We start from the raw sequence: 22485 nt of genomic DNA on the forward strand, positions 1-22485 counted from the left end.
GTTTTTAAGACGGTGCTTTTTTAATTTAAAACCAATAGATATGAAACTTATTTTAAGACTCTTGCTGAATGCCTTGGCAGTGATCATTCTTTCTTATGTACTTCCGGGAGTTGGAGTGGACTCTATTACAACAGCTATTGTTGTAGCGCTTGTGCTGAGCATACTCAATTTTATAGTAAAACCGATTCTTGTTATACTGACATTACCTATTACCATACTTACGCTAGGGCTATTCTTACTGGTAATCAACGCTATTATCATCCTAATTGCGGCTGAGTTTATTTCAGGTTTTCAGGTTTCCAGTATTTGGTGGGCCATCATTTTCAGTCTTCTGCTTTCATTTTTACAGTCAATTTTACAGTCGATTTTAAAAGAGGACAAAAAGAAATGATTCGCTTTGGTATTCAACACTTTAAAAAGTTGCTGCAAACAAGAAAATATATTACTTTTGCCACCCATTTTTGAATAGCAAAATAGGTAAGAGATGAACATTACTAAAGAGCAGATTGACGAGCTTAATGCAGTTGTAAAAGTTGCCATAAGCAAAGATGATTACCAAGACAAAGTTGAAAAAATCCTAAAAGATTACAGAAAGCAGGCCAATATCCCAGGTTTTCGTAAAGGCCAAGTACCTATGGGCCTTATAAAAAAACAATATGGTAAAGCCGTATTGGTCGATGAAGTCAACAAATTGCTTCAAGACAACCTTAATAAATACCTTACCGAAGAGAAATTGGACGTATTGGGCAATCCCTTACCCAAGCAGCAGGACGACTTTGACTGGGACAGCGAGAATCTTGATTTTGAATTTGAACTTGGCCTAGCCCCTAGTTTTGATGTGCAGGTAAAAACCAAAAAAGCGGTTACGCAGTACAAAATCGTTGCTGATAAAAAAATGATCGAGGAACAGGTAGACCGCATTCAAAAGCAATATGGAAAACTGGTTTCTAAAAATGAGGTTGGAAAATTAGATGAAGTTACGGGTACTTTTACCAATGAAACAGAAGGAATAGAGCAAAAAACAACTATTGAGCTAGATAAAATCAAGAGTAAAAAGGCCATTGATGCTCTTAATGGCAAAAAAGTCGAAGAGTCCGTTACACTAAAAACCAAAGGTCTTTTTAAAGAAGACTATTTACTTTCCAGTGCTCTCGGGATTGACAGGGAAAAAGCGGAAAAACTCAACATAGAGGTTTCTTTTACGATTGAGGAAATAAATGAAAGAGAGCCTGCTATATTGGACCAAGAACTTTTTGATAAACTGTTTGGCAAGGACAATGTAAAAACAGAAAAGGAGTTAAAGGAAAAAATAAAAGAAGATTCCGAAAAACAGTTTGAGCAACAATCCGATCAAAAATTACTCAACGATATTACGGAAAAACTTATCGATAACACCAAGTTTGATCTACCAGCGGATTTTCTAAGAAAATGGATTCAGATCAGTGGAGAAAATCCACTGTCTGATGATGAAGCCAAAGAAGAGTTCGAAAAATCTGAAAAAGGACTTCGTTACCAACTCATCGAAGGGAAAATAATCAAGGATAACGACCTTCAAGTGCAAATGGATGAATTGAAAGAATTTGCAAAAGGTTTCATCAAATCCCAAATGGCGCAGTATGGTCACCTTGACCCACAGGAAGAAGAATTGGAAAATATAGCCATGCGCGTTCTTGGCAATCAAGACGAAGTAAAAAGACTGTCGGAACAGTTAATGAGTCAAAAACTGTTGGATTTCTATAAAGAAAATGCCAACCTTAAAGTAAAGGAAGTCACTTACGATGATTTCGTGAAGGAAGCATACAGCTAAAGTCAAGCTAAAAGAAAATTGAGTATCTTTATAGTGCCGAAAATTATAATTTTCGGCACCTTTTTTTAAAGCAAATTCGAAAAAAATTCTATGGATTACGGAACAGAATTTAAAAAATACGCCACCAAACATCATGGGATAAATAGTATGTACTACGACCAAATCATGAGCAGTATGTATCCTATGAACATGACCCCTAACATTATTGAGGAAAGACAGCTCAATGCAATTGCAATGGATGTCTTCTCTAGGTTAATGATGGACCGCATTATATTTTTGGGCACAGGTATCAACGACCAAGTTGCCAATATCGTACAGGCACAGTTACTCTTTTTAGAAAGTGCAGATGCTGTAAAGGATATCCAAATCTACATTAATTCCCCTGGCGGAAGCGTTTATGCCGGATTGGGAATTTATGACACCATGCAGTTTATAAAACCAGATGTGGCCACCATATGTACGGGAATAGCAGCCTCTATGGCCGCTGTACTGTTGTGCGCAGGACAGGAAGGGAAAAGAAGTGGCCTTACGCATTCTAGAGTAATGATACACCAACCACTATCTGGAGCTCAAGGACAGGCAAGTGATATTGAAATTGCAGCAAAAGAAGTTCTTAAAATAAAGGATGAATTATATCAAATCATATCCAACCACTCAGGTCAAACTTTTGACAAAGTATATGAAGATAGTGATCGGGATTACTGGATGAAGGCGGAAGAAGCCAAAAAATATGGTATGATCGATGAAATTTTGGTAAGGGAAACATCCTAGATTCGACTATTTTCGTCGGAAAATGGAGCTTTAATACACGTCAAACCCCAATTTTTTACGTTATTAGTGGTTGAACCCATGAGTTAATATAGTATGGCAAAGGAAAACTTGGAATGTTCATTTTGTGGAAGAAAAAAACCAGAGACCAATCTTTTGATTGCTGGTCTCGATGCCCATATATGCGATAGGTGCATTGAACAGGCCCACAGTATCGTTGCGGAGGAATCCAAACAATCCAAAAACCAAGATCTTTCTTCTGAGTTGGTCTTAAAGAAGCCCATGGAGATACGAGATTTCCTGGATACATTTGTAATTGGACAAGATCGCACAAAAAAAGTGATGTCCGTTGCCGTATACAACCACTACAAAAGGCTCTTACAGCCAAAAGGCAAAGAAGATGATGTAGAAATACAGAAAAGTAACCTTGTCATGGTTGGGCAAACAGGTACAGGGAAAACATTGATTGCAAAAACCATTGCACGGATGCTGAATGTTCCCTTGGCCATTGTAGATGCTACGGTACTTACTGAAGCAGGATACGTAGGGGAAGATGTTGAAAGTATATTAACGCGTTTGCTACAAGCCGCGGACTACAATCTGGAAAAGGCAGAAAGAGGAATCGTTTTCATAGACGAGATAGATAAAATTGCAAGAAAAAGTGATAATCCTTCAATTACCAGAGATGTCTCTGGGGAAGGTGTACAACAAGGTCTTCTAAAACTACTTGAGGGTACTGTAGTAAATGTACCGCCAAAAGGAGGCCGTAAGCATCCTGACCAAAAGTTTATAGAGGTCAATACTGAAAATATCCTTTTCGTAGCTGGTGGTGCTTTTGATGGTATTGAAAGAATCATTACCAAGCGTCTTAACATGCAGGCTGTAGGTTATAGTGCATCAAAAGCTGAAGATAACTTAGATAGCAAAAACATCCTACAATATATTATACCAAAAGATTTGAAAGAGTTCGGTCTTATTCCTGAAATCATCGGGAGGCTGCCTGTGTTAACCCACATGAATCCTTTGGATGCAAAAACTTTAAGAGCAATCTTAACGGAACCAAAAAACGCCATCATTAAGCAATATGAAAAGCTTTTTGATATGGATGGGATTTCTTTCAGTATCACCGAACAAGCTCTGACCTATATTGTAGAAAAGGCAGTAGAGTACAAACTAGGGGCCAGAGGCCTACGTTCTCTGTGCGAAGCGGTATTTACCGATGCGATGTTTACGTTACCGAGCAGTGAGGAAAAAGAATTTAAGGTTACCAAGGCTTATGCAGAAGAAAAACTATCGCACGAGACCATCAAAAAGCTAAAAGCGGTATCCTAAGAATTAAACTACTTTTTTGGTCACCTTTTCCAAAAGATTTAAGCAGATTTCTGCTATAATCTTCTCATCGGAATATAATTGATGACCAAAATTTGATATAACATTCAAGTCCACACCAACTTTATCCGCCCATTCTGTACTTGGCTTAAAAGCATCGCATTCTCCAAAAATGAGATTCAAAGCGGTGTTCGGTGCTGTTTCTTCTAACCTAACTCTAGTAGGGGATATCGCAGTTAAGGATTTTATGGGTAATCCCTTTAACGCGGCTTTCCATGCAATTGTTCCACCAGTACTAAAGGCCAAATAATGACTTGGCTGTTTTTCTTTCTGTACGAGATGTGCCACTGCAGTTTCAATACCGCCATCCACAAACGCTTTGTGTATATTTTTTTCAGTAGAAACCGGAACGTCGATATTTCCAAGTTGCTGGCAATCGTAGAAGACTATGTCGTAGTACTGTTGCAAATACCCAAAATAGGAAGTAATCCAAAGTCCTTTTTTTACTCCCCACATATCCGAGATAACAACTAATTTTTCTGCCATAGTACAACTGATTACTTCTTAATTAAAAGGTTGATTGGTTTAAATTTCATCAATAAACGCAGAAAAACACTATTTAATTGTTCATCCGAAGCAATTCTTCGATGTAAGCCCTTTTATTGGAAAGTCGTGGAATCTTATGTTGCCCCCCCAATTTGCTCTTGGATTTTAGCCAATCATGGAATAAATTCTGCCGTGCAATATGAATTTTAGGCATTCGCAACGTAATATTATTGTACCGTTTCGCCTCGTAGTCGGAGTTTAATGATTTTAGGGCATTATCCAAAAATTCGGTAAAATAAGCAATATCTTTTGGTTGCTTTCTAAACTCTATGATCCATTCATGCGCACCTTTCTCGTTCTCTACCATAAAAATCGGAGCTGCTGTATAATCCATTATTTCCGCATCGGTTTTTAGGCAAACTTGCTTTAGGGCTTCCTCCGCATTTTCTATGATTAGTTCTTCGCCAAAAGCATTAATATGGTGTTTGGTACGTCCCGTTATCTTGATGCGATAAGGATTTTTGGATGTAAACCTAACTGTATCTCCTATATTATAACGCCATAGACCCGCATTGGTCGTAATGATCACAGCATAATTCACACCTATTTTAACCTCCCAAAGTGGTATGACTTTTTGATTGTTTCCATAGGAATCCATAGGGATGAACTCATAAAAAATCCCATAATCCAACATCAACAACAAATCTTCAGAATTGTTTCGATCCTGAATACCAAAAAAACCTTCCGAAGCATTATAGGTCTCGTAATAATTAAATTTTTTACGCGGCAATAATTTCTTGTACTGGTCTTTATATGGAGTAAAACTCACGCCCCCGTGAAAATACACCTCTAAATTTTCCCATACCTCAAAAAGATGGTTCTTACCTGTTTTCTCCAATACATCGTTCAACAATACCAACATCCACGAAGGAACCCCTGCCAAGCTTGTCACATTTTCACGAATGCTTTCCTGGATTATGGCTTCTAATTTTGACTCCCATTCGCTCATTAAGGAGACCTTACTGCTTGGTGTACTGCTATATTCTGCCCATAAAGGCATATTATCGATTAAAATAGCTGACAAATCACCAAAAAAGGTCCCGTTGTCCTCATAAAGTTCTTTGCTCCCTCCCAATCTAAGGCTCTTGCCGTTAAATAATTGGGAGTTTTCATTATTGTTCAAATACAGACAAAGCAAATCCTTGCTCGACTTATAATGGCAATCTTCCAGAGCTTCCATACTAACGGGTATGAACTTACTTTTTGCATTGGTGGTACCACTACTCTTGGCAAACCATTTTATGGTTGTGGGCCAAAACAAGTTTTGTTCCCCTCTACGGGTCCGTTCTATGATATTGGAAATTTCTTCGTATTTAGTAACAGGAACTCTATCGGCAAAATCCTCGTACTTTTGAATATCTGCAAAACCGTATTGCTTGCCAAGCATGGTATCTTTGGAAAAATCCACTAAATATTTCAATACCTCATCCTGTACATCCAAAGGGTATTTTAAAAAAAGTTCTATTTGATGGTAGCGTTTTTTGAGCAACCAAGATGCTATGGAGTTAAATAGGGGTATTGGCATTTTTAGGTATCTTTAACCTAGAATTATTGTTAGGTGTATTAGCTAAAATAGGCTATCTAACGTTCATTATCAAATCAGGTTTAAAACATACGTATCCCAATATGCTTTACAAAGGAGTGCTCCGCAAAATGCAAACCGAAATAGGAAATCCCATTCAATATTTTTTGGTTTTTGAAAATGATTTTCTGAACATGAACCAACTGTTGAACAAAGAATTGCAGCTAGATTTTATAAAGTTTCAGTGCCTTAATTGCGGAAAGGATAAACCCATCTATCGACAGGGTTTTTGTAAGTCATGCTTTTTTGAAACCCCATCAGCAGGTGACTGGATCATGAAACCTGAATTGAGCACAGCACATCTGGACAAGCAAGACCGTGATTTGGAATATGAAAAACGAGTGCAACTACAACCCCATATTGTTTATTTGGCAAACTCCAGCAATGTTAAGGTGGGGGTAACTCGAAAAACCCAAGTACCCACACGGTGGATAGACCAAGGAGCGCACGAAGCCATTGAAATTGTAGAAGTCCCTAATCGTTATTTAGCGGGAATCACGGAAGTTGCTTTAAAAGATTATGTGAGCGATAAAACAAGTTGGCAAAAAATGTTGACCAACCGTATTGAAGATGTGGATTTGGTAGCATGGCGTGACAAACTACGGGCGAATATTCCGGAAGAAGCGTCTGAATACTTTTTAAGTGAAAAGACTGAAACCCATATGGATTTTCCAGTATTGGAATATCCAGAAAAGGTAAAAAGTCTTAATCTGGATAAAACTCCCAGCTATATGGGAATTTTAAAAGGTATTAAGGGACAATACCTCATCTTTGAGGATAGCACGGTTTTTAATATTCGTGGGAATGAGGGGTATTATGTTGGGCTTGGTATCAGTTGAGGATTACTCCGTTTTAGCAATATATCAATTAGACATACTTTCCCAATAAATCCGTGCTTTGAAAAAGTCAATGTTTATAGATTATCAAAATATAGAGCAATGCTAATTTTCAAACAAAACTACTTATTCGGATTTGTACTATTAGTTATTTTCTTCGGCTGCAAAGCTGAGCAAAATAAAAAAAACAAGGAGCTGGAAAGAAAAATAGAGCTGAATTCAAAACATAAAGATTTTGAAAACTTAATTTCCATAGCAAGCTGTTCAGGGCCAGATATTACTTACTCCACAGAAGTACACTCCACTAAAAACGGATATACTTATTTTAAACAACAATATGGACCAGGGAAAGAGGACTACGAAGCTACCATATTTGATAAAACAAAAGGTTTTACTATAGATAAGAACGGTAATGCAATAGATACTTTATCAAAAGAATCCATAGAAATAATAAGAGGTCACGAATTTCACAAAATTCACATTACCCCAAATACATTTTTTAACGCTATCAAATTTGAAGAAGAAGCACAGTACCAAGAAAAACCTTGTGAAAAATATACAGGTACGGACGTATTGAATAATCCAATAACCCTATATTACAGTAGAAAGGAAAAATTGATACTAGGGGTCAAATTATCAAACCCCAATGACACAACAGAAAAAATAGAGATTAAATACAAAGAGTGGATGGAAAGTGATATTGGGAAAATAGCCAAAAAGGTTGAAATCATTCAAGGAGGAAAAGACATCTATCAATTCCATTATAAAAGTGTTATAATTAATGATAAAGAATTTAGTGAGTTCTCCCTAAAAAATCATAAAGCATTTATTTCAGTAGATTGAAAGCTACTCCACTGAATCTTTTTTCTTCTTCTTTTTACTTAAAAGTCCACCTAAGATAGACTTAGCAGCTTCTTTTACAGGCTCTTTTTTGGCTTGGGCCGAATCTATTTTAGCCGTATCTTTCTTTGTACTCCCTAATAATGAACCCAATGCTTCCTTCACTCCTCCACTATTCCCGGTTTTGGTAGAATCTGAATCATCGGTCTTAAATACATCACCTAATAAATCCTTTGCAGCGCTCTTACCTTGATTCAGCAGTTTTTGTTTTTGGATCTCTACCAATTGGTTGGTTAGTTTTGCAACCCCAGAGCTTAAATCCGTACTTACTGTTGGACTTGTGTAGTTTCCTCCTATGTTAGCGACCACGGGAATGGTCAAATCCTCCAAACTGTCATCATCCAACTTGGCAATAAGCCCGGTAACCTCACTGCCCAAATATTTGGCAGGCACTTGCAAGGTTGCTTTATACTGAAGTTCCTTATCGAAGGTATGGCCACCATCCACATTAACGGCAATATCTTTATAATTTAAGGTGAAAGGTTCCACATTGACCGCCCCATTCTTAAAGCTCAGTGCAGTCTTTAAATCGTTAAAATCCAATTCTTCAGTATTCAGAAAACTAAGTTTACTATCCAAAGCAGAAAGTAAGGGCGCATTTTTAGTATCCACTTTTGTGGATAGCAATTCTGCCAACAGACCCCCAGAAATCGTTGCTAAATTAGGGGTGAAATCCTCTTTTAAGTTTCCGGCTATTTTAACATCCGAATTCAATTTTCCTTGAAGTGCACTGGCCAAGGGCGCCAATACTTTAAACAACTCCAAAGACTGGAAAGACTCGCTAATACCAAAATTTTCCATTCCCAAATCCAAATCAAAGGTTGAAACCTCTTCTTTGGTGGATACCGAACCCGCAACTCCCAGAACACCCCCAAAAAGGTTTGATCTAAAGTTTTTCAATGTTGCTGTTTCATCCCTTATAACCAGTGTCCCTTCAACATTTTTGAGATTCAGGTTATCGTACAGGACCGTATTTGCCTTGGCATCTATAGTACAATCCAAAAAAGATGGAATCTTGATTCTCTCTTCCGTTTTTGAAGACGTAGTCTTTTCATCTGTAGTGGTTTCCTCGGTTTGCGCCTCACCTTCCTCTTCTTCTACCATAAAATCGTTTAAGGCAAACGTATTGGAAGTCAATGCAAAGTTCCCTTCAACTTTTTCATCATTGAACATAAATCCCAATAGATTGGTCAGCGTCCCTGTGGTATTAAAATCTGTACTTCCAGTTTTTCCATTAAAAGAATTCAAAGAAACTGTTTGCGGGTTAAATGTAATGTCCGCCTTGCTTACCATAACGGGGTTTTTAAGTTCTTCTGAAGCATATTCAAAATCACTGATATCAACAGAACCACTGGTTTTGGTATTCTGATATTGTTTTTTCTCCAGGGAAGCCATATCAAAAGCCGTGGTAACATCTGCATTCATGATTCCTTTAAGATTATAATCAGCAGGAACAGGGTACGCCTGTGAAATATTTGCCAAGTTTATTCTACCGTCCATATGGGCATTCACTTTGGTATTGCCCAATAAATCTGTAATCTTTGAGTTTAGGTTGAACCTATCCTCATCAATGGTAAAAGACAGCTTTTTAATCTCCACATAGGTATCTTCCGTTATCCCCGTAGTATTATTGATTTCCGTGTCAATAAAGACATTCCGTACCGTTTTTGGTAAATCCGGATATTTGAACGAAGCATTTTCCGAGTTCATTTTAATGCTGAACGTTGGAATATGCGTTTCATCCACAATACCCTTAAATTGTCCGTTCACCTCAAAATTACCCGTGGTCTTTACATCTTCGATATTTTTTGAATAGGCTTCCGGAATGACCGCCAAAAAGTTTTTAAAGTCCGATGACGGTGTCTTAAACGTGATGTCCACTTCTTGGTTTTCTTCATTCACTTTGATGAATCCGTCAAAAACCAAGGGCAATTGGTTCACCAGGGCCTTGTTCTCCAAAAATGAGTATTTGTTTTCTTTTAAATCGATGTCAATAAGGGCATCCAAAGAAAGCTTGTTGTTGTTCAAATATTTGGTGCTGTCCATTTCAAAAGAGACCAAAGCATCTGTCAAAGTCTTTAATTGTGAATTTTCCAATGATAGATCCCCAGTACCCGAATGGTTCATTTCTGAAATGACCAAATGTATTCCCGCTGCAAAATCGTCATAGATGATTTCAGTATTATTGATTGCGTAGGAATCCAATGCCAAAGTAAAGTTATTGGAAGTTTCTTCTGGCCCCGCCGTTGGGTTTGCTTCACCTTCTATAGCGATGTCATAATTGGTATTTTCACCTTCGTCTACCTTAATATGCAGTTTTGCACCGTCTATATTCAGGCTTTGAATGGCTATAGGATCTTCTGCACTTTTAAAAAGTTCCTTGATAGACATTTTAAGTTCAATTTCTTCTGATGCAAACAATGTATCACCTTCAAAAGGGGCTTTGTTCACCAAAGAAATCTTTTTAAGTCCCACATTTGCATTGGGAAAACTTTTTATCAGACTAAGGTTAGCCTCATCAAAATCCAACGTAGCATTAATGCTATTATTGACCTTGTTCTTGATAATATCCGCTATTTTGCCTTCCAACAGAAAGGGAACCGCAGCAATCAACACGATAAAAATTAGTAGGGTTATTCCAGTAATCTTAAGGGCTTTTTTCTTCATACTTGAATATTTTGAGACAAAATAAAGAAGAAGCCGTCAATCCAAAGGTATCTCCTCCCCTATATTTAAGTTAAATCTTTTACGTATTAGATATACGAAAAGATAGAGCAAAGGGGTGTCGAAGGCTGCAATAAAGATTTTGAATAGAAATCCGCTAACGACCAAACCGTAGAATTTATCCCACGGCAATACGCCAAAAATGCATAATAATCCTACCACCGTCACAGTGTCCACCAACTGTGATGAAAATGTGGAAAAGTTATTTCTGAGCCATAGCATTTTGCCCTTGGTCACCCTTTTCCAAAAGTGGTAGATAGAAATATCGATATACTGCGCAAAGAGGTAGGCCAGCATAGATGCCAATACGCCTAACGGAGATAGACCAAAAACCTTGGTGAAGGTTTCGTCATCAATTCCCGAATCGGCAATAGCGGGAACTTCATTGGCGATAAAGATGATAAGCATGGAGAATACCGAAGCAAAAATACCTGCGGTCACTACCTGATTGGCTTTCTTCTTCCCATAGATTTCAGAAATCAAATCTGTAATCAGAAATGTGATAGGGTACGGTAATATCCCAACAGAAAGCTCGAACAAAGGAGCTCCAAAAATGGTCGTATCGCCAAATGGCTCCCAGAAAAAGAACTTTTGAAAAATGAGATTGGAAACCACCAAAGAGGTGATGAATAAAGCGCCCAAATACAAATAAATGGAAAACGCAGCTTTCTTATCTTTTTGCGTCATTCCCTTATTTAATGTTTAAGCTGAAGGGCATTTTTGCCTGAATTCCCTTTTGTTCGGTAATTTGTTTAAGCTCTTTTAAAATTTGGTACGCTTCAGAACCTATTTCTTCTTGAATCAAAGCACCCTTCAATTTAGATTTGGCTCCTCCAAAATCCTCCATCAACCGTTCAAAATCGGATTTATACTTTGGATATTTTCGAATTCCATAGGTATCTAACCCAACCATATCCGCTGCCTCGGCGATAGCGTCGTCCAGACTCCCCAGTTCATCCACCAACCCATTTTCTTTTGCGTCCACACCGCTCCAAACCCTACCTTGCGCCAATGAGTCAACATCTGCCACGCTCATATTCCGACCTGCGGCAACACGTTGCAAAAATGTTTCATACGTATCTTCTATACCTTCTTTGAGCACGCTTCTAAAAGTTTCGTCCATAGGCTCGAACAACGAATAGTCCACTGAGTTCTTGTTGGTTCCCACTTGCTCCGCATTGATACCGATGTCACCAGCCAACTCATTAGCATTGGGAATCACTCCAAAAACGCCTATAGAACCTGTAATCGTTGTAGGTTCCGCAAAAATCTTATCCCCTGCAACACCTATATAATATCCTCCTGATGCCGCTACATTTCCAAAAGACACCACCACGGGTTTTATCGCTTTTGCCAACTCGATTTCTCTCCAGATAATATCGGATACCAATGCACTGCCACCCGGCGAATCGACACGAAGGACGATAGCTTTCACACTTTCGTTATCCACAGCTTTCTGCAATGCTGAAGTAATTAAACCTTGCCCAATAGCTTCCTTGCTTCCCTCACCATACATTATTTCACCCTGTGCATAGACCACGGCAATTTTATCTTTACCCTTTCGCAATCTTTTGCTTCTGGCGCCTTGAAGATAGTCGGTAAATTCAACGTAATTTATGTCGGCGCCTTCTTCCAATCCAATTTTTTCCTTCAACAACGCTTCATATTGATCAGCATGCAAACTACCATCAATAAGACCAGAAGCTACCGCATATGATGGTGTTCTGCCACCAAGTGTATCCGCAATACTATTAAGGTCTTCTTCACTTATGTTACGGGTCGCTGAAATATCGGAAACCATGGTATCCCACAACGAAGTGATCAGCTCTTTGATCTGAGCGCGATTTTCAGAACTCATGGTATCCGATAGAAAAGGTTCTACCGCAGCTTTGTACTTTCCATGACGTATCACTTCCATTTTTACACCCGTTTTTTCTTGAAGACCCTTAAAATAAAGCACTTCGGTAGCCAGTCCTTTAAAATCCATACCGCCTACGGGGTTTAAGTACATTTCATCCGCCACACTGGCCAAATAATAGTCTTTTTGGGTATAAAAATCGGAATGGGCATAAATGAACTTCCCCGCTGATTTGAAGTCCAGTAGCGCTTTTCGTATTTCTTGGGTCTGTGCAAGGCCCGCCTGCAAAAAACTGGTAGCCATACTGATACCCTTGATTTTTTCATCATTCTTTGCTACGGCTATAGCATGCAAAATATCGTCAAGGCCCGCTTCTTCACTTAAAAATCCTGCAAAAGGGTCAGTATCATCGCGACCTACATAATCTTTTATAGGTTCTGTAAAACGTAACTCCAAAATAGAATTGTCCTTAACAACCACACCATCTTCCGCACTGCCCACTAAAGCCGCAAAAATGAAAAACATGACCACTATGAGCCCAAATGCCACCAAACATCCTAAAATTGCAGCTAATAGATTTCTTAAAAATTTCATGAAAGCAAATTTTATTTTTATTCAAATATAACCATTGTTGTATTGTTTTGTTTACTTTGTTTTCCTGATTATGAACGATACAAAAAAGACATATCTTTCGCTGGGCAGCAACATGGGAAACCGTTATGTAACGCTCCAAAAAGCGATATTCAGCATACGGGAAAAAATAGGTGAGGTTGTGCAGGTTTCGGCGGTATATGAAAACCCGGCGGTAGGGTTTGAAGGAGAAGATTTCTTGAACGCCTGTATCATGGTAGAAACCAAATTCCCTCCCATAGAAATACTCCATTATATTTTACAGATCGAGAGCGACTTTGGCCGTGAGCGGAATGAGCAAGACGGCTACCAATCCAGGACACTGGACATTGATATCATTCTTTATGAAAGAGAAATCATCAAGACCGAAAATCTGGAAATTCCCCATCCTAAAATGGATACCCGGAATTTTGTCTTGAAACCTCTAGCTGATATTGCGCCACAATACTATCACCCCATTCTTAACAAGGACATCCGCAATTTACTGCAACAATGCAAAGACCGAAGCAATGTTAAGAAATCAAAATACAAACTGTTCAAAAACAGGTCTTCCCTTTTTTCGCAGTTACAATTTATTGCGATAGAGGGCAATATTGGAGCCGGAAAGACAACACTTTCCAAAATGATTGCCGAAGACTTTAATGCCAAATTGGTCTTGGAACGGTTTGCGGACAACGCGTTTCTTCCCAAGTTCTATGAAGATCAGGCACGTTATGCCTTTCCTCTGGAAATGTCCTTTTTGGCGGATCGTTACCAACAATTTACGGATGATACCTCACAGTTCGACCTTTTCAAAAGCTTTATGGTGAGCGATTACGATATCTTTAAATCGTTGATCTTTGCAAAGATTACGCTTCAAAAAGAGGAGTTCGATTTGTACAGAAAGGTTTTCAATTTCATGTACAAAGAGGTAAAAAAACCCGAAATCTACCTTTATCTCTATCAAAACACGGAAAGACTACTGGCAAATATTAAAAAGCGGGGAAGGGATTATGAGCAGAGCATAGATGCCGAATATCTGGATAAAATTAACAGGGGGTATTTGGATTTTATAAAAGGACATCCCAACCAAAATAGTATGATACTGAATTTAGGTGATTTGGATTTTGTGAATAATTCATTGGATTATGAAAAAGTCCTGAAACAATTGGATGAACAAATTCTTTTGTTGTTGTACCGATAATTTAAGAGAATTTTAGGGAAATGTTTGCATATAAGGAATGGTTTTATTTTATTAGCCATCTCTTATAGAGAAACTAACTAACTCAAACTATATGTTTAGCCCTGACTTTTCAGGGCTTTTTTGTTTCTTGTAAGTTGATTTTTGACCAAATATCCCAAACTACAACTCCCACACTTACAGAAATATTTAGGGAATGCTTTGTGCCAAATTGTGGAATCTCAATAACCACATTGCTAGCGGAGACTACATCTTGCGACACTCCTTTAACCTCGTTTCCAAAGACAAGTGCCAAAGTAGATTCCTTAGCCACATCAAAATTGTTTAGCATGACCGTCTGCTCAGCCTGCTCCACTGCTGCTATTGTTACACCCATTGCCTTGAGTTCCGTAATCAGTTCTAAAGTATCTTCTCGATATTCCCACTCCACACTTTCAGTGGCCCCTAAGGCCGTTTTTCGAATATCCTTATGAGGTGGTGTAGCGGTGATGCCACAGAGATATATTTTCTTTATTAAGAACGCATCAGCAGTTCTAAAGACCGAACCAATATTGTTAAGGCTGCGAATATTATCCAAAATCAATATGATCGGGGACTTTTCAGCTTTTTTAAAATCGGCCACATTCAACCGGTTCAATTCATCATTTTCTAGTTTACGCTTCATATTTTTCAACCATTGCCCCTAAAATATCAACAATAATTCTTGGAGTACTATTAAAACGGTATTTTCGTCCTTACCCGAATTAGCAAAAATAAAAGAATAAAACCGCTTTGGCAGCTTCATCAAAAACAAAGAAAGTCACCCCTTTAATGCAGCAATATAATGCTATCAAGACCAAACATCCTGACGCATTGCTATTGTTCAGGGTTGGTGATTTTTACGAAACCTTTGGAGAAGATGCCATTAAGGCGTCCAAAATCCTGGGAATCATTCTCACCCACCGAAACAACGGTGGTGACAAAACGGAACTGGCCGGCTTTCCACACCATTCTTTAAATACGTATCTGCCCAAGTTGGTAAAAGCAGGGCAACGCGTGGCTATCTGTGATCAGCTCGAAGACCCAAAACAGACCAAGACCATCGTAAAACGTGGCGTAACTGAGCTGGTGACGCCCGGAGTGGCCCTCAACGATGATATTTTGTCCGCAAAAAGCAACAATTTTTTATGTGCCCTGCATTTTGGACGAAAGAAATTTGGAATCTCGTTCTTGGATATTTCAACTGGAGAATTTCTAACTTCAGAGGGGTCTGCGGAACAAATGGACAAATTGCTTCAGAATTTTGCACCCAACGAGGTTTTGGTTTCCAAAAACCATAGGAAAGAGTTTTTAGAAATATTTGGGTCGCACTATCATAGTTTCTTTCTTGAAGATTGGATTTTTCAAGAAGATTATGCCCATGAAAGCTTGAACAATCATTTCAAAACAAAAAGTCTTCAAGGTTTTGGCATTGAACACCTCAATTATGGCATTGTTTCGGCTGGAGCGGTATTACATTATTTGTCCGAGACGCAACATCGGCAACTGCAGCACATCAATAAAATCCAAAGAATTGCCGAAGAGGAATATGTTTGGATGGACCGCTTCACCATTCGCAACCTTGAATTATATCAATCCAACAATATAAATGCAGTTACGCTTTTGGACGTAATCGACAAAACGATTTCCCCAATGGGCGGAAGGCTTTTAAAAAGATGGTTGGCCCTGCCCCTAAAAAATATCGATAAAATACAGCAACGCCATCAAGTAGTCTCATTCTTAAAAGATAATGAGACCCCACTTGATAAAACCCAACAATGGATCAAGCAAATTGGGGACTTAGAGCGTTTGATATCAAAACTGGCCACAGGAAAAATAAACCCAAAAGAAGTTATCCAGCTTAAAAATTCTCTTGAGGCCGTTGTTCCCATAAAACAATTGGCATGTGAAAGTTTGGATGTTTCCTTGCAGGATATTGGTAAAAAATTGGATACTTGTGAAGCACTTCGCACCAAAATAAAAGAGGTGTTGAACGAAACTGCACCCGTAAATTTAGCAAAAGGCAGTACGATAGCGGAAGGATACTCTTCGGAATTGGACGAACTTAGGGATTTGGCTTTTTCGAGCAAAGATTACCTCGACAAGATGCTACAGCGAGAAACCGAGGAAACGGGAATCTCTTCGCTTAAAATAGCATCCAACAACGTTTTTGGATATTACATTGAAGTACGTAACACCCATAGGGACAAGGTGCCCGAATCTTGGATACGTAAGCAAACCCTTGTCAATGCAGAACGCTACATCACTGAGGAACTAAAAGAATATGAGACTAAAATCCTCGGTGCCGAAGAGCGGATCTATAGTTTGGAGCAGCAATTGTTCGAGCAATTATTGGTTTGGATGCAGGAGTACATTGGCCCCGTTCAAAAAAATGCCCATTTGATCGCACAACTGGACTGTCTCTGCGGATTTGCCCAATTGGCAAAAGAAAATGCATATGTAAATCCAGAGATGAGCTCTTCAACAGATTTAGAAATCAAAGATGGGCGACATCCCGTTATTGAAAAACAGTTGCCGCTGGGAGAAAGCTATATTACCAATGATGTGGTCCTGAACAGGGATACACAACAGATCATTATGATTACCGGTCCTAATATGAGCGGTAAATCGGCAATACTTCGCCAAACGGCGCTTGTTGTGCTTCTTGCCCAAATGGGAAGTTTTGTTCCTGCTTCTTCAGCCAAAATTGGGGTTGTGGACAAGATTTTTACCCGTGTGGGCGCCAGTGACAATATCTCTATGGGAGAATCTACGTTTATGGTAGAAATGAACGAGACCGCCTCTATTTTGAACAATCTTTCAGAGCGCAGTTTGGTACTCTTGGATGAGATCGGTAGGGGAACCAGTACGTATGATGGTATTTCCATAGCATGGGCCATATCAGAATACCTGCATGAGCACCCTACAAAAGCAAAAACACTTTTTGCAACACACTACCACGAGCTCAACGAAATGACGAATACGTTCAATAGAATAAAAAACTATAACGTATCCGTAAAAGAACTGAAGAACAATGTCCTTTTCTTACGGAAACTGGTTCCCGGTGGTAGTGAGCATAGCTTTGGTATTCACGTGGCTAAAATGGCAGGAATGCCGCAACAGGTGATTCTTAAAGCCAATAAAATCCTAAAGAAACTTGAAAAATCCCATTCCAGTGAAGAAATGACGGACAAGCTGCAAGCGGCACAGAACGAGATGCAGCTTAGCTTTTTTAATTTGGACGACCCGCTTTTGGAGGAAATCAAAGAGGAAATACTGCATTTGGACATTGATACGCTCACTCCGGTTGAAGCTCTAATGAAACTCAACGAGATCAAACGGTTGTTGGGGAAAAAGAAAAAGGCAAGTTCCTAGCTACTTTTAGTTTTCGCGTCTTTTGCCTTTAGGAGACTGGGCAAACAAGTAATACAAACGCAAGTTCAAATTCAAGTGCAAGTTCAAGTTCAAGCATCAAGCACAAACACAAGTTCAAGCATCAAGCACAAACGTAAGTTCAAAGCTCAAGTACAGGATAATCTCAACAATGGTTATCCCTTGGCTCCTAACTCCTAGTTCCTAACACTTCAACCCTTAAAAATCCAAACTTGTTCTCTCTTTACAATAAAATTTTCAATTCAAAAATACTTTCAGGTTTATAGAAATGTATTAAATTTGCATCCGCATCAGCAAAAACTGATGCCAGTTAATGTTCTTTTAAAATGCGAAAATAGCTCAGTTGGTAGAGCATCACCTTGCCAAGGTGGAGGTCGCGGGTTCGAATCCCGTTTTTCGCTCAACTTCGACTCCGCTCAGTCTACTGGAGTGGAGTTTTTTTATAAAATTTAAATACCCTTATTTGGTATTTAGGCTCGAGTGGTGGTCCCGATAGCTATCGGGATGCAGACACTTGATATTGAAGCATTGTTGGCCGTTCAAAACGGTCAGTCGGAATGCTCGAGTGGTGGAATTGGTAGACACGTTGGACTTAAAATCCAATGGCCATTGTGGCCGTGCGGGTTCAAGTCCCGCCTCGAGTACGATTAAAAAGCCTTTACTTAGTAAGGGCTTTTTTTATGGAGCAAAGCACATAAAAACGGGGCTTTGTGCACTACCTCATAAGCAAATCCCCAATTTGAACATAACAAGCCCAGTTATTCTTTGATCTTCAGATTATTTGTCTTGTGGTCAATAATCCTCGGGGCAAGTCCACAAAGCATTAAAACATCAAGCCCCAAAATAGATTCGTTTAAAAAATTCGTGACAATACATGAGATCCGTGTTCGAATACCAAGACGAAACAAGACGAAAGAACAGGGCAAACCGCGGGGAACTAAACCCAATTAGAGATTAAAGACCGTCCCCACAAAAATCCATACAAGGCATCCGTCAATCCAAAACGGCCATCCGTCAATCCACACCCTATATAAATTGGCCAGCGCCCTATTTTCACCCAAATATTAAGTTTAAAACCAAAAATCATGAAATTATTTAGACTATGTACCATTGCCATATGTGCCTTGGCACTGTGCACGATCTCTTGCTCGGACGGCGAGGACGGAACGGACGGCATTGATGGGATCAACGGGGAAAAAGGAAAAAACGGCAGTAACGGGACCAATGGCGTAAATGGGCAAAACGGACAGGACGGTGTCGGTTTTGATGAACTGACACGATTTGGTGACATTACTATACAGCTGGTAGGCAACCGGCCGGACGGTAAAGAGTTTTCCGATTCCAGAACCTTTAAGTTTACGCCCGTGGAGGCCGATGCAATAAGTTATTCAAATAGTTTGACTTACAATGGGAATCCCAACTCCCTTGAGTTTGAGTTTAGGCGCTTCTATGCCAATCCTGATAATGACTACCAAGACAACTACATCGATTTTTATATCCTAGTTGATAATCCTGGGGAGGAAGATGAATTTGTACAAGTTGCAGAACTTTCTTTAAGAAACCATACCATTATAGGTGATGATGGTAAATTCTTCGAAATAAGTGAAAAATTTAAACTAGGTGATATAGTCGTCGTTCCCGCGTTCGAATTCTCCGATATGGCCTTCGACCCGGACACCAACCACCTTTCTTTCGCATACCGGCTCCTGGTAACAGGAGATGGCAACAATTCAGAAAATGACCTGACCATTTCGGGAGAAGTGGACGTAACCCTTTTGGAACAAATTTCACAATAACATAAAACATAAGATGATGAAGATATCAAAATTACTGGGCATTGCCTTTTTTGCCCTATCGCTGTGCACGGTTTCCTGTACTCCCGAGGATGGCGCAGACGGAACGAACGGAAAAAACGGTATAGACGGGGACAACGGACAGAACGGGGCCAATGGCACCAACGGCGAGGACGGCGAGGACGGGGCCCATGGAGCCGGTTACGAGGAACTTGCCAAATACGGCCATGTGACCATGGTGCTGGAAGGCACAAGAACGGACAATGTCGCCTTTAAGGACTCTACATCGTTTAGATTTACCCCCGTGGATATTGGCTCCATTGATGGAACGAATGAATTTTCTACCGATGACCAAATCGATTATTATTTTCAATTCACACGCTTCCTGAGCGCACCGGATGATGTATATCAGAATTCAAGAATATTATTCTACGTATTAATTGATAATCTAGGGGAAGAAGACCAGTCCTTTGTTGGTGGTGGCATTACACTACGTTCTTATGCAGTAATCGGGGACGATGACCAATTCTTTACCATAGATGGTTTATTCGATCCGTTGTTCGCACCTGACGACATAAACATAGAACTTACCGATCTCGCATTCGATCTGGAAACGAAGCATCTTACCTTTTCTTATAGCTTGGATATAACGGCCGACGCCGATAACAATCCTACCGGCCACCCCTTAACGATCACCGGCGACGCAGATGTAATTGTCTTTGAACGTCTCTAGCAGGTTTAAAACATATATAGCACTAAAAACAAAAAATCATGAAATTATATAGATTGCTCAGTATAACACTACTTACCCTTTCCATATGCCTGGTCTCCTGTTCTGGCGAGGACGGGGCGGACGGTACCAACGGTATCGACGGAAAAAACGGGGACGACGGTATTAACGGAACGAACGGTAAAAATGGAGCGGATGGAACCGATGGCGAAGGTTTTAACGAGTTGACACAATACGGCAACGTGACCATGGCCCTCAAAGGCACAAGACCTGACGGTGAGGGATTTGAGGACAGTGCGGACTTCAAGTTTACGCCCGTTACCCTCCAAAATGAAAACGGTTTTTACAATACACTGACGATTACTGAATTCGATAATGACCAAGAGTACAAGTTTAGTTTATTGCGTTTTTTAAGTGTCCCTGATGATGTATATCAAGAAACAGCTTTGGTTTTTTTCATCGTAATCAATAATTTGGGTGATCCTGAGGAAGAGATTGTTCAAGTCAGTTTTGGGATAAATAACTATGCCGTGATCGGTGATGATAACAAGTACTTTATTTTGAATGCCTCAAATGCTTCCGCAGCGGAGCTTTCCAATATTGCTTTTGATCCGGTGACCAACAACCTTACCTTTTCATACGATTTTAAGTTTGACGGAGATTTCAATGATACTGGTTTTCCCCTTGAGGTTTCGGGCGAGGCGAATGTTTTTGTAGTAGAGGAGGTCGAGGATTGATGCCATGCCTTGAATACCAATTTGAGATATGCCGCTTTTTAAGTGCACTAGATGAAGTATTTAAACAGGCAACTATGCAATCACTGGAAATGACAACATATATTTTGTCATGGACAACATTTTTGATGGTAATGAGGTGGGCATTGGCGATTTCATGATTACGGAAGTGTTTTTTGACACGACCAGTACCAATCTTACGTTCAATTATTCTTTTACCGTAGCAGCCGCCAACAACGATTCAGGGAACGGACTGGACGTTTCTGGCAGTGTAAACGTATTTGTTTTGGGAAATATAGACTAAAGCAAGTTTTCATTTTTTATGTTTTTAGAGCCGGGATTATATCTCGGCTTTTTATGTTCATCAAAAAAATAGCCCTAAAACATAAAATTCCGCTTACCAATCAAAATTATAACTCTAAACTTATCATTAACAAACCCAGAAGACAATCTTAATTATTTTTTCAATTAGTTAAATAACTATATGTGCATAAAGGTTTTCTCGCCAATTCTTATGCTTTGGAGAAAAAGCATCCATAAAACAAGAATGGATCATTAGACACTATCCTTCAAAAAAAATAGAACTAAATCAAATTGAAAACAATACCTCATCAACTTAGCAAACAACCTTCTAAATTCCTTATAAACAAGAACTTATAAGAAGTAATACGAATGAATCCCGTATACTTTTTTTATCAAATAAAACCGTCAAAAACTCTATTCTATTTTAGGCGAAAAAATTTTTTCTATAACAGAATTTGACAATATTTGCCGCATTAAACTTCCATATGGACAGTTCACTATACGTATAGCTAAATCAAGAAATAGTAACTTTTATTTGTAAAAATTATGAAACTAATTAGATTATTTAGCTTGGCAATTCTTGCCTTGTCCTTAGGTATGGGCTCGTGTTCCGGAGAAGATGGAACGAACGGAACAGATGGTAAGGATGGTACTGATGGTACTGATGGAGCTGTAGGAAAAGATGGTAAAGATGGTGTAGGTTTTGACGAGTTGACAAAATACGGTAACGTGACCTTGACCTTGACCGGCACAAGACCGGACGATATTGCCTTTGAGGACAGCGCAGACTTTAAGTTCACTGCAGTGGAAGGTGAGGAGTTCTCTGAGCACAATAGTGTAGAAATTACAGAAGACGGGGAGGATTTACGATATCAATTTAACATCATACGTTTTATTAGCGCCCCTGATGATGTTTACCAAGAAACAATTGTTCGATTTTCCATTAATGCTACAAATTTAGGGGAGGAAAATGAAGATATTGTATCTGCTAGTTTAAGTATTTTTGATTATCCGGTTGTTGGAAATGACAATAAATATTTTGTTATAGATGACACATACGAACAAGATGGAACCGGTATTCAAGAATTTGAGTTCTCTGACTTGAACTTTGATTCCGAGACCAATAATCTTTCCTTTTCGTATAACATCGTCGTAGATGGTGATTTCAATGATTCTAACAATTCTCTTGAAATTTCAGGATCTTCCAGTCTCACTCTTTTGGAGGCAATTGTTAATGATTAATGATTTTTTGAGATTTGTAATACGCATAAAAAGCCAAGACTTTGTCTTGGCT

19 protein-coding genes and 2 tRNA genes are annotated in these 22485 nt (G+C 39.1%); 15 read left to right on the plus strand and 6 right to left on the minus strand.

Features of this window, described 5'->3' with window-relative positions:
• Positions 1-40 precede the first annotated feature (40 nt).
• The 4 genes from LV716_RS03760 to clpX all read left to right on the plus strand — a co-directional run bounded on the left by LV716_RS03760 (position 41) and on the right by clpX (position 3907).
• Positions 41-391 carry a phage holin family protein gene (locus LV716_RS03760; protein WP_163416454.1) on the plus strand — a complete coding sequence of 117 codons (351 nt, stop codon included), beginning with the start codon at positions 41-43 and terminating at the stop codon, positions 389-391.
• A 93-nt stretch (positions 392-484) separates the two neighbouring features.
• A complete protein-coding gene (gene tig, locus LV716_RS03765; RefSeq protein WP_163416455.1) occupies positions 485-1807 on the plus strand; it encodes a trigger factor in 1323 nt (440 codons plus the stop codon).
• A 90-nt stretch (positions 1808-1897) separates the two neighbouring features.
• Complete coding sequence (gene clpP, locus LV716_RS03770) at positions 1898-2578, plus strand: ATP-dependent Clp endopeptidase proteolytic subunit ClpP (RefSeq protein ID WP_163416456.1); 681 nt, start codon at positions 1898-1900, stop codon at positions 2576-2578.
• A 93-nt stretch (positions 2579-2671) separates the two neighbouring features.
• Positions 2672-3907 (plus strand): ATP-dependent Clp protease ATP-binding subunit ClpX, encoded by a 1236-nt coding sequence (gene clpX, locus LV716_RS03775; protein WP_163416457.1) that lies wholly within the window; start codon positions 2672-2674, stop codon positions 3905-3907.
• Between the two features lie 3 nt (positions 3908-3910).
• On the opposite strand, the gene LV716_RS03780 is transcribed toward clpX, so the two are convergent.
• On the minus strand, positions 3911-4450 hold the full coding sequence (locus LV716_RS03780) for a hypothetical protein (protein ID WP_163416458.1): 540 nt from the start codon (positions 4448-4450) through the stop codon (positions 3911-3913).
• A gap of 73 nt (positions 4451-4523) precedes the next feature.
• Entirely contained in the window at positions 4524-6035 is a 1512-nt protein-coding gene (locus tag LV716_RS03785) for a GH3 auxin-responsive promoter family protein (protein ID WP_163416459.1), read from the minus strand.
• 101 nt (positions 6036-6136) lie between these two features.
• On the opposite strand from LV716_RS03785, the gene LV716_RS03790 reads away from it, so the two are divergent.
• Together LV716_RS03790 and LV716_RS03795 are read left to right on the plus strand one after the other, a co-directional pair.
• On the plus strand, positions 6137-6931 hold the full coding sequence (locus LV716_RS03790) for a DUF2797 domain-containing protein (RefSeq protein ID WP_163417862.1): 795 nt from the start codon (positions 6137-6139) through the stop codon (positions 6929-6931).
• A 99-nt stretch (positions 6932-7030) separates the two neighbouring features.
• A complete protein-coding gene (locus tag LV716_RS03795; RefSeq protein ID WP_163416460.1) occupies positions 7031-7771 on the plus strand; it encodes a hypothetical protein in 741 nt (246 codons plus the stop codon).
• 3 nt (positions 7772-7774) lie between these two features.
• Here LV716_RS03795 and LV716_RS03800 read toward each other — a convergent pair whose 3' ends face one another.
• The 3 genes from LV716_RS03800 to sppA are packed head-to-tail and all read right to left on the minus strand — an operon-like array spanning position 7775 to position 13004.
• On the minus strand, positions 7775-10495 hold the full coding sequence (locus LV716_RS03800) for an AsmA-like C-terminal region-containing protein (protein ID WP_163416461.1): 2721 nt from the start codon (positions 10493-10495) through the stop codon (positions 7775-7777).
• Between the two features lie 36 nt (positions 10496-10531).
• Entirely contained in the window at positions 10532-11239 is a 708-nt protein-coding gene (locus tag LV716_RS03805; RefSeq protein ID WP_163416462.1) for a queuosine precursor transporter, read from the minus strand.
• A 4-nt stretch (positions 11240-11243) separates the two neighbouring features.
• Positions 11244-13004 (minus strand): signal peptide peptidase SppA, encoded by a 1761-nt coding sequence (sppA, locus tag LV716_RS03810; RefSeq protein ID WP_163416463.1) that lies wholly within the window; start codon positions 13002-13004, stop codon positions 11244-11246.
• Positions 13005-13074: 70 nt separating this feature from the next.
• Between sppA and folK the strand changes: the two genes are divergently transcribed.
• Positions 13075-14223: a 2-amino-4-hydroxy-6-hydroxymethyldihydropteridine diphosphokinase gene (folK, locus tag LV716_RS03815; protein WP_163416464.1), complete on the plus strand. Its 1149-nt coding sequence runs from the start codon at positions 13075-13077 to the stop codon at positions 14221-14223.
• Between the two features lie 109 nt (positions 14224-14332).
• Here the strand turns inward: folK and LV716_RS03820 are convergent, their stop codons facing one another.
• Positions 14333-14884, minus strand: a complete 552-nt coding sequence (locus tag LV716_RS03820) for an RNA methyltransferase (protein WP_163416465.1) — start codon at positions 14882-14884, stop codon at positions 14333-14335.
• A 146-nt stretch (positions 14885-15030) separates the two neighbouring features.
• Here LV716_RS03820 and mutS point away from each other — a divergent pair, with 146 nt between their 5' ends.
• The 8 genes from mutS (at position 15031) to LV716_RS03860 (ending at position 22433) form a co-directional block, all read left to right on the plus strand.
• Positions 15031-17613, plus strand: a complete 2583-nt coding sequence (gene mutS, locus LV716_RS03825) for a DNA mismatch repair protein MutS (protein WP_163416466.1) — start codon at positions 15031-15033, stop codon at positions 17611-17613.
• Between the two features lie 346 nt (positions 17614-17959).
• Positions 17960-18032, plus strand: a tRNA-Gly gene (locus LV716_RS03830).
• A 158-nt stretch (positions 18033-18190) separates the two neighbouring features.
• Positions 18191-18275: transfer RNA gene (locus tag LV716_RS03835), tRNA-Leu, on the plus strand.
• Positions 18276-18716: 441 nt separating this feature from the next.
• Positions 18717-19427: a collagen-like protein gene (locus LV716_RS03840; protein ID WP_163416031.1), complete on the plus strand. Its 711-nt coding sequence runs from the start codon at positions 18717-18719 to the stop codon at positions 19425-19427.
• A 13-nt stretch (positions 19428-19440) separates the two neighbouring features.
• Positions 19441-20157, plus strand: coding sequence for a collagen-like protein (locus tag LV716_RS03845; RefSeq protein ID WP_163416467.1), 717 nt, complete (start codon positions 19441-19443; stop codon positions 20155-20157).
• Between the two features lie 38 nt (positions 20158-20195).
• On the plus strand, positions 20196-20891 hold the full coding sequence (locus LV716_RS03850; protein ID WP_163416033.1) for a hypothetical protein: 696 nt from the start codon (positions 20196-20198) through the stop codon (positions 20889-20891).
• Positions 20892-21000: 109 nt separating this feature from the next.
• Complete coding sequence (locus LV716_RS03855) at positions 21001-21192, plus strand: hypothetical protein (protein ID WP_163416468.1); 192 nt, start codon at positions 21001-21003, stop codon at positions 21190-21192.
• Between the two features lie 545 nt (positions 21193-21737).
• Complete coding sequence (locus tag LV716_RS03860; RefSeq protein ID WP_163416035.1) at positions 21738-22433, plus strand: hypothetical protein; 696 nt, start codon at positions 21738-21740, stop codon at positions 22431-22433.
• Positions 22434-22485 lie beyond the last annotated feature (52 nt).

This window comes from Flagellimonas sp. HMM57 (genome assembly GCF_021390175.1).
Lineage (GTDB): Bacteria > Bacteroidota > Bacteroidia > Flavobacteriales > Flavobacteriaceae > Flagellimonas.

Excerpts from the sequence above, each read along its gene's own strand:
- LV716_RS03805 (WP_163416462.1), bottom strand. The coding sequence starts at position 11,239 with ATGACGCAAAAAGATAAGAAAGCTGCGTTTTCCATTTATTTGTATTTG.
- LV716_RS03785 (WP_163416459.1), bottom strand. The coding sequence starts at position 6,035 with ATGCCAATACCCCTATTTAACTCCATAGCATCTTGGTTGCTCAAAAAA.
- LV716_RS03790 (WP_163417862.1), top strand. The coding sequence starts at position 6,137 with ATGCTTTACAAAGGAGTGCTCCGCAAAATGCAAACCGAAATAGGAAAT.
- LV716_RS03800 (WP_163416461.1), bottom strand. The coding sequence starts at position 10,495 with ATGAAGAAAAAAGCCCTTAAGATTACTGGAATAACCCTACTAATTTTT.
- sppA (WP_163416463.1), bottom strand. The coding sequence starts at position 13,004 with ATGAAATTTTTAAGAAATCTATTAGCTGCAATTTTAGGATGTTTGGTG.
- LV716_RS03840 (WP_163416031.1), top strand. The coding sequence starts at position 18,717 with ATGAAATTATTTAGACTATGTACCATTGCCATATGTGCCTTGGCACTG.
- folK (WP_163416464.1), top strand. The coding sequence starts at position 13,075 with ATGAACGATACAAAAAAGACATATCTTTCGCTGGGCAGCAACATGGGA.
- tig (WP_163416455.1), top strand. The coding sequence starts at position 485 with ATGAACATTACTAAAGAGCAGATTGACGAGCTTAATGCAGTTGTAAAA.
- LV716_RS03850 (WP_163416033.1), top strand. The coding sequence starts at position 20,196 with ATGAAATTATATAGATTGCTCAGTATAACACTACTTACCCTTTCCATA.
- LV716_RS03820 (WP_163416465.1), bottom strand. The coding sequence starts at position 14,884 with ATGAAGCGTAAACTAGAAAATGATGAATTGAACCGGTTGAATGTGGCC.
- clpX (WP_163416457.1), top strand. The coding sequence starts at position 2,672 with ATGGCAAAGGAAAACTTGGAATGTTCATTTTGTGGAAGAAAAAAACCA.
- LV716_RS03860 (WP_163416035.1), top strand. The coding sequence starts at position 21,738 with ATGAAACTAATTAGATTATTTAGCTTGGCAATTCTTGCCTTGTCCTTA.
- clpP (WP_163416456.1), top strand. The coding sequence starts at position 1,898 with ATGGATTACGGAACAGAATTTAAAAAATACGCCACCAAACATCATGGG.
- LV716_RS03795 (WP_163416460.1), top strand. The coding sequence starts at position 7,031 with ATGCTAATTTTCAAACAAAACTACTTATTCGGATTTGTACTATTAGTT.
- LV716_RS03760 (WP_163416454.1), top strand. The coding sequence starts at position 41 with ATGAAACTTATTTTAAGACTCTTGCTGAATGCCTTGGCAGTGATCATT.
- mutS (WP_163416466.1), top strand. The coding sequence starts at position 15,031 with ATGCAGCAATATAATGCTATCAAGACCAAACATCCTGACGCATTGCTA.
- LV716_RS03845 (WP_163416467.1), top strand. The coding sequence starts at position 19,441 with ATGATGAAGATATCAAAATTACTGGGCATTGCCTTTTTTGCCCTATCG.
- LV716_RS03780 (WP_163416458.1), bottom strand. The coding sequence starts at position 4,450 with ATGGCAGAAAAATTAGTTGTTATCTCGGATATGTGGGGAGTAAAAAAA.
- LV716_RS03855 (WP_163416468.1), top strand. The coding sequence starts at position 21,001 with ATGGACAACATTTTTGATGGTAATGAGGTGGGCATTGGCGATTTCATG.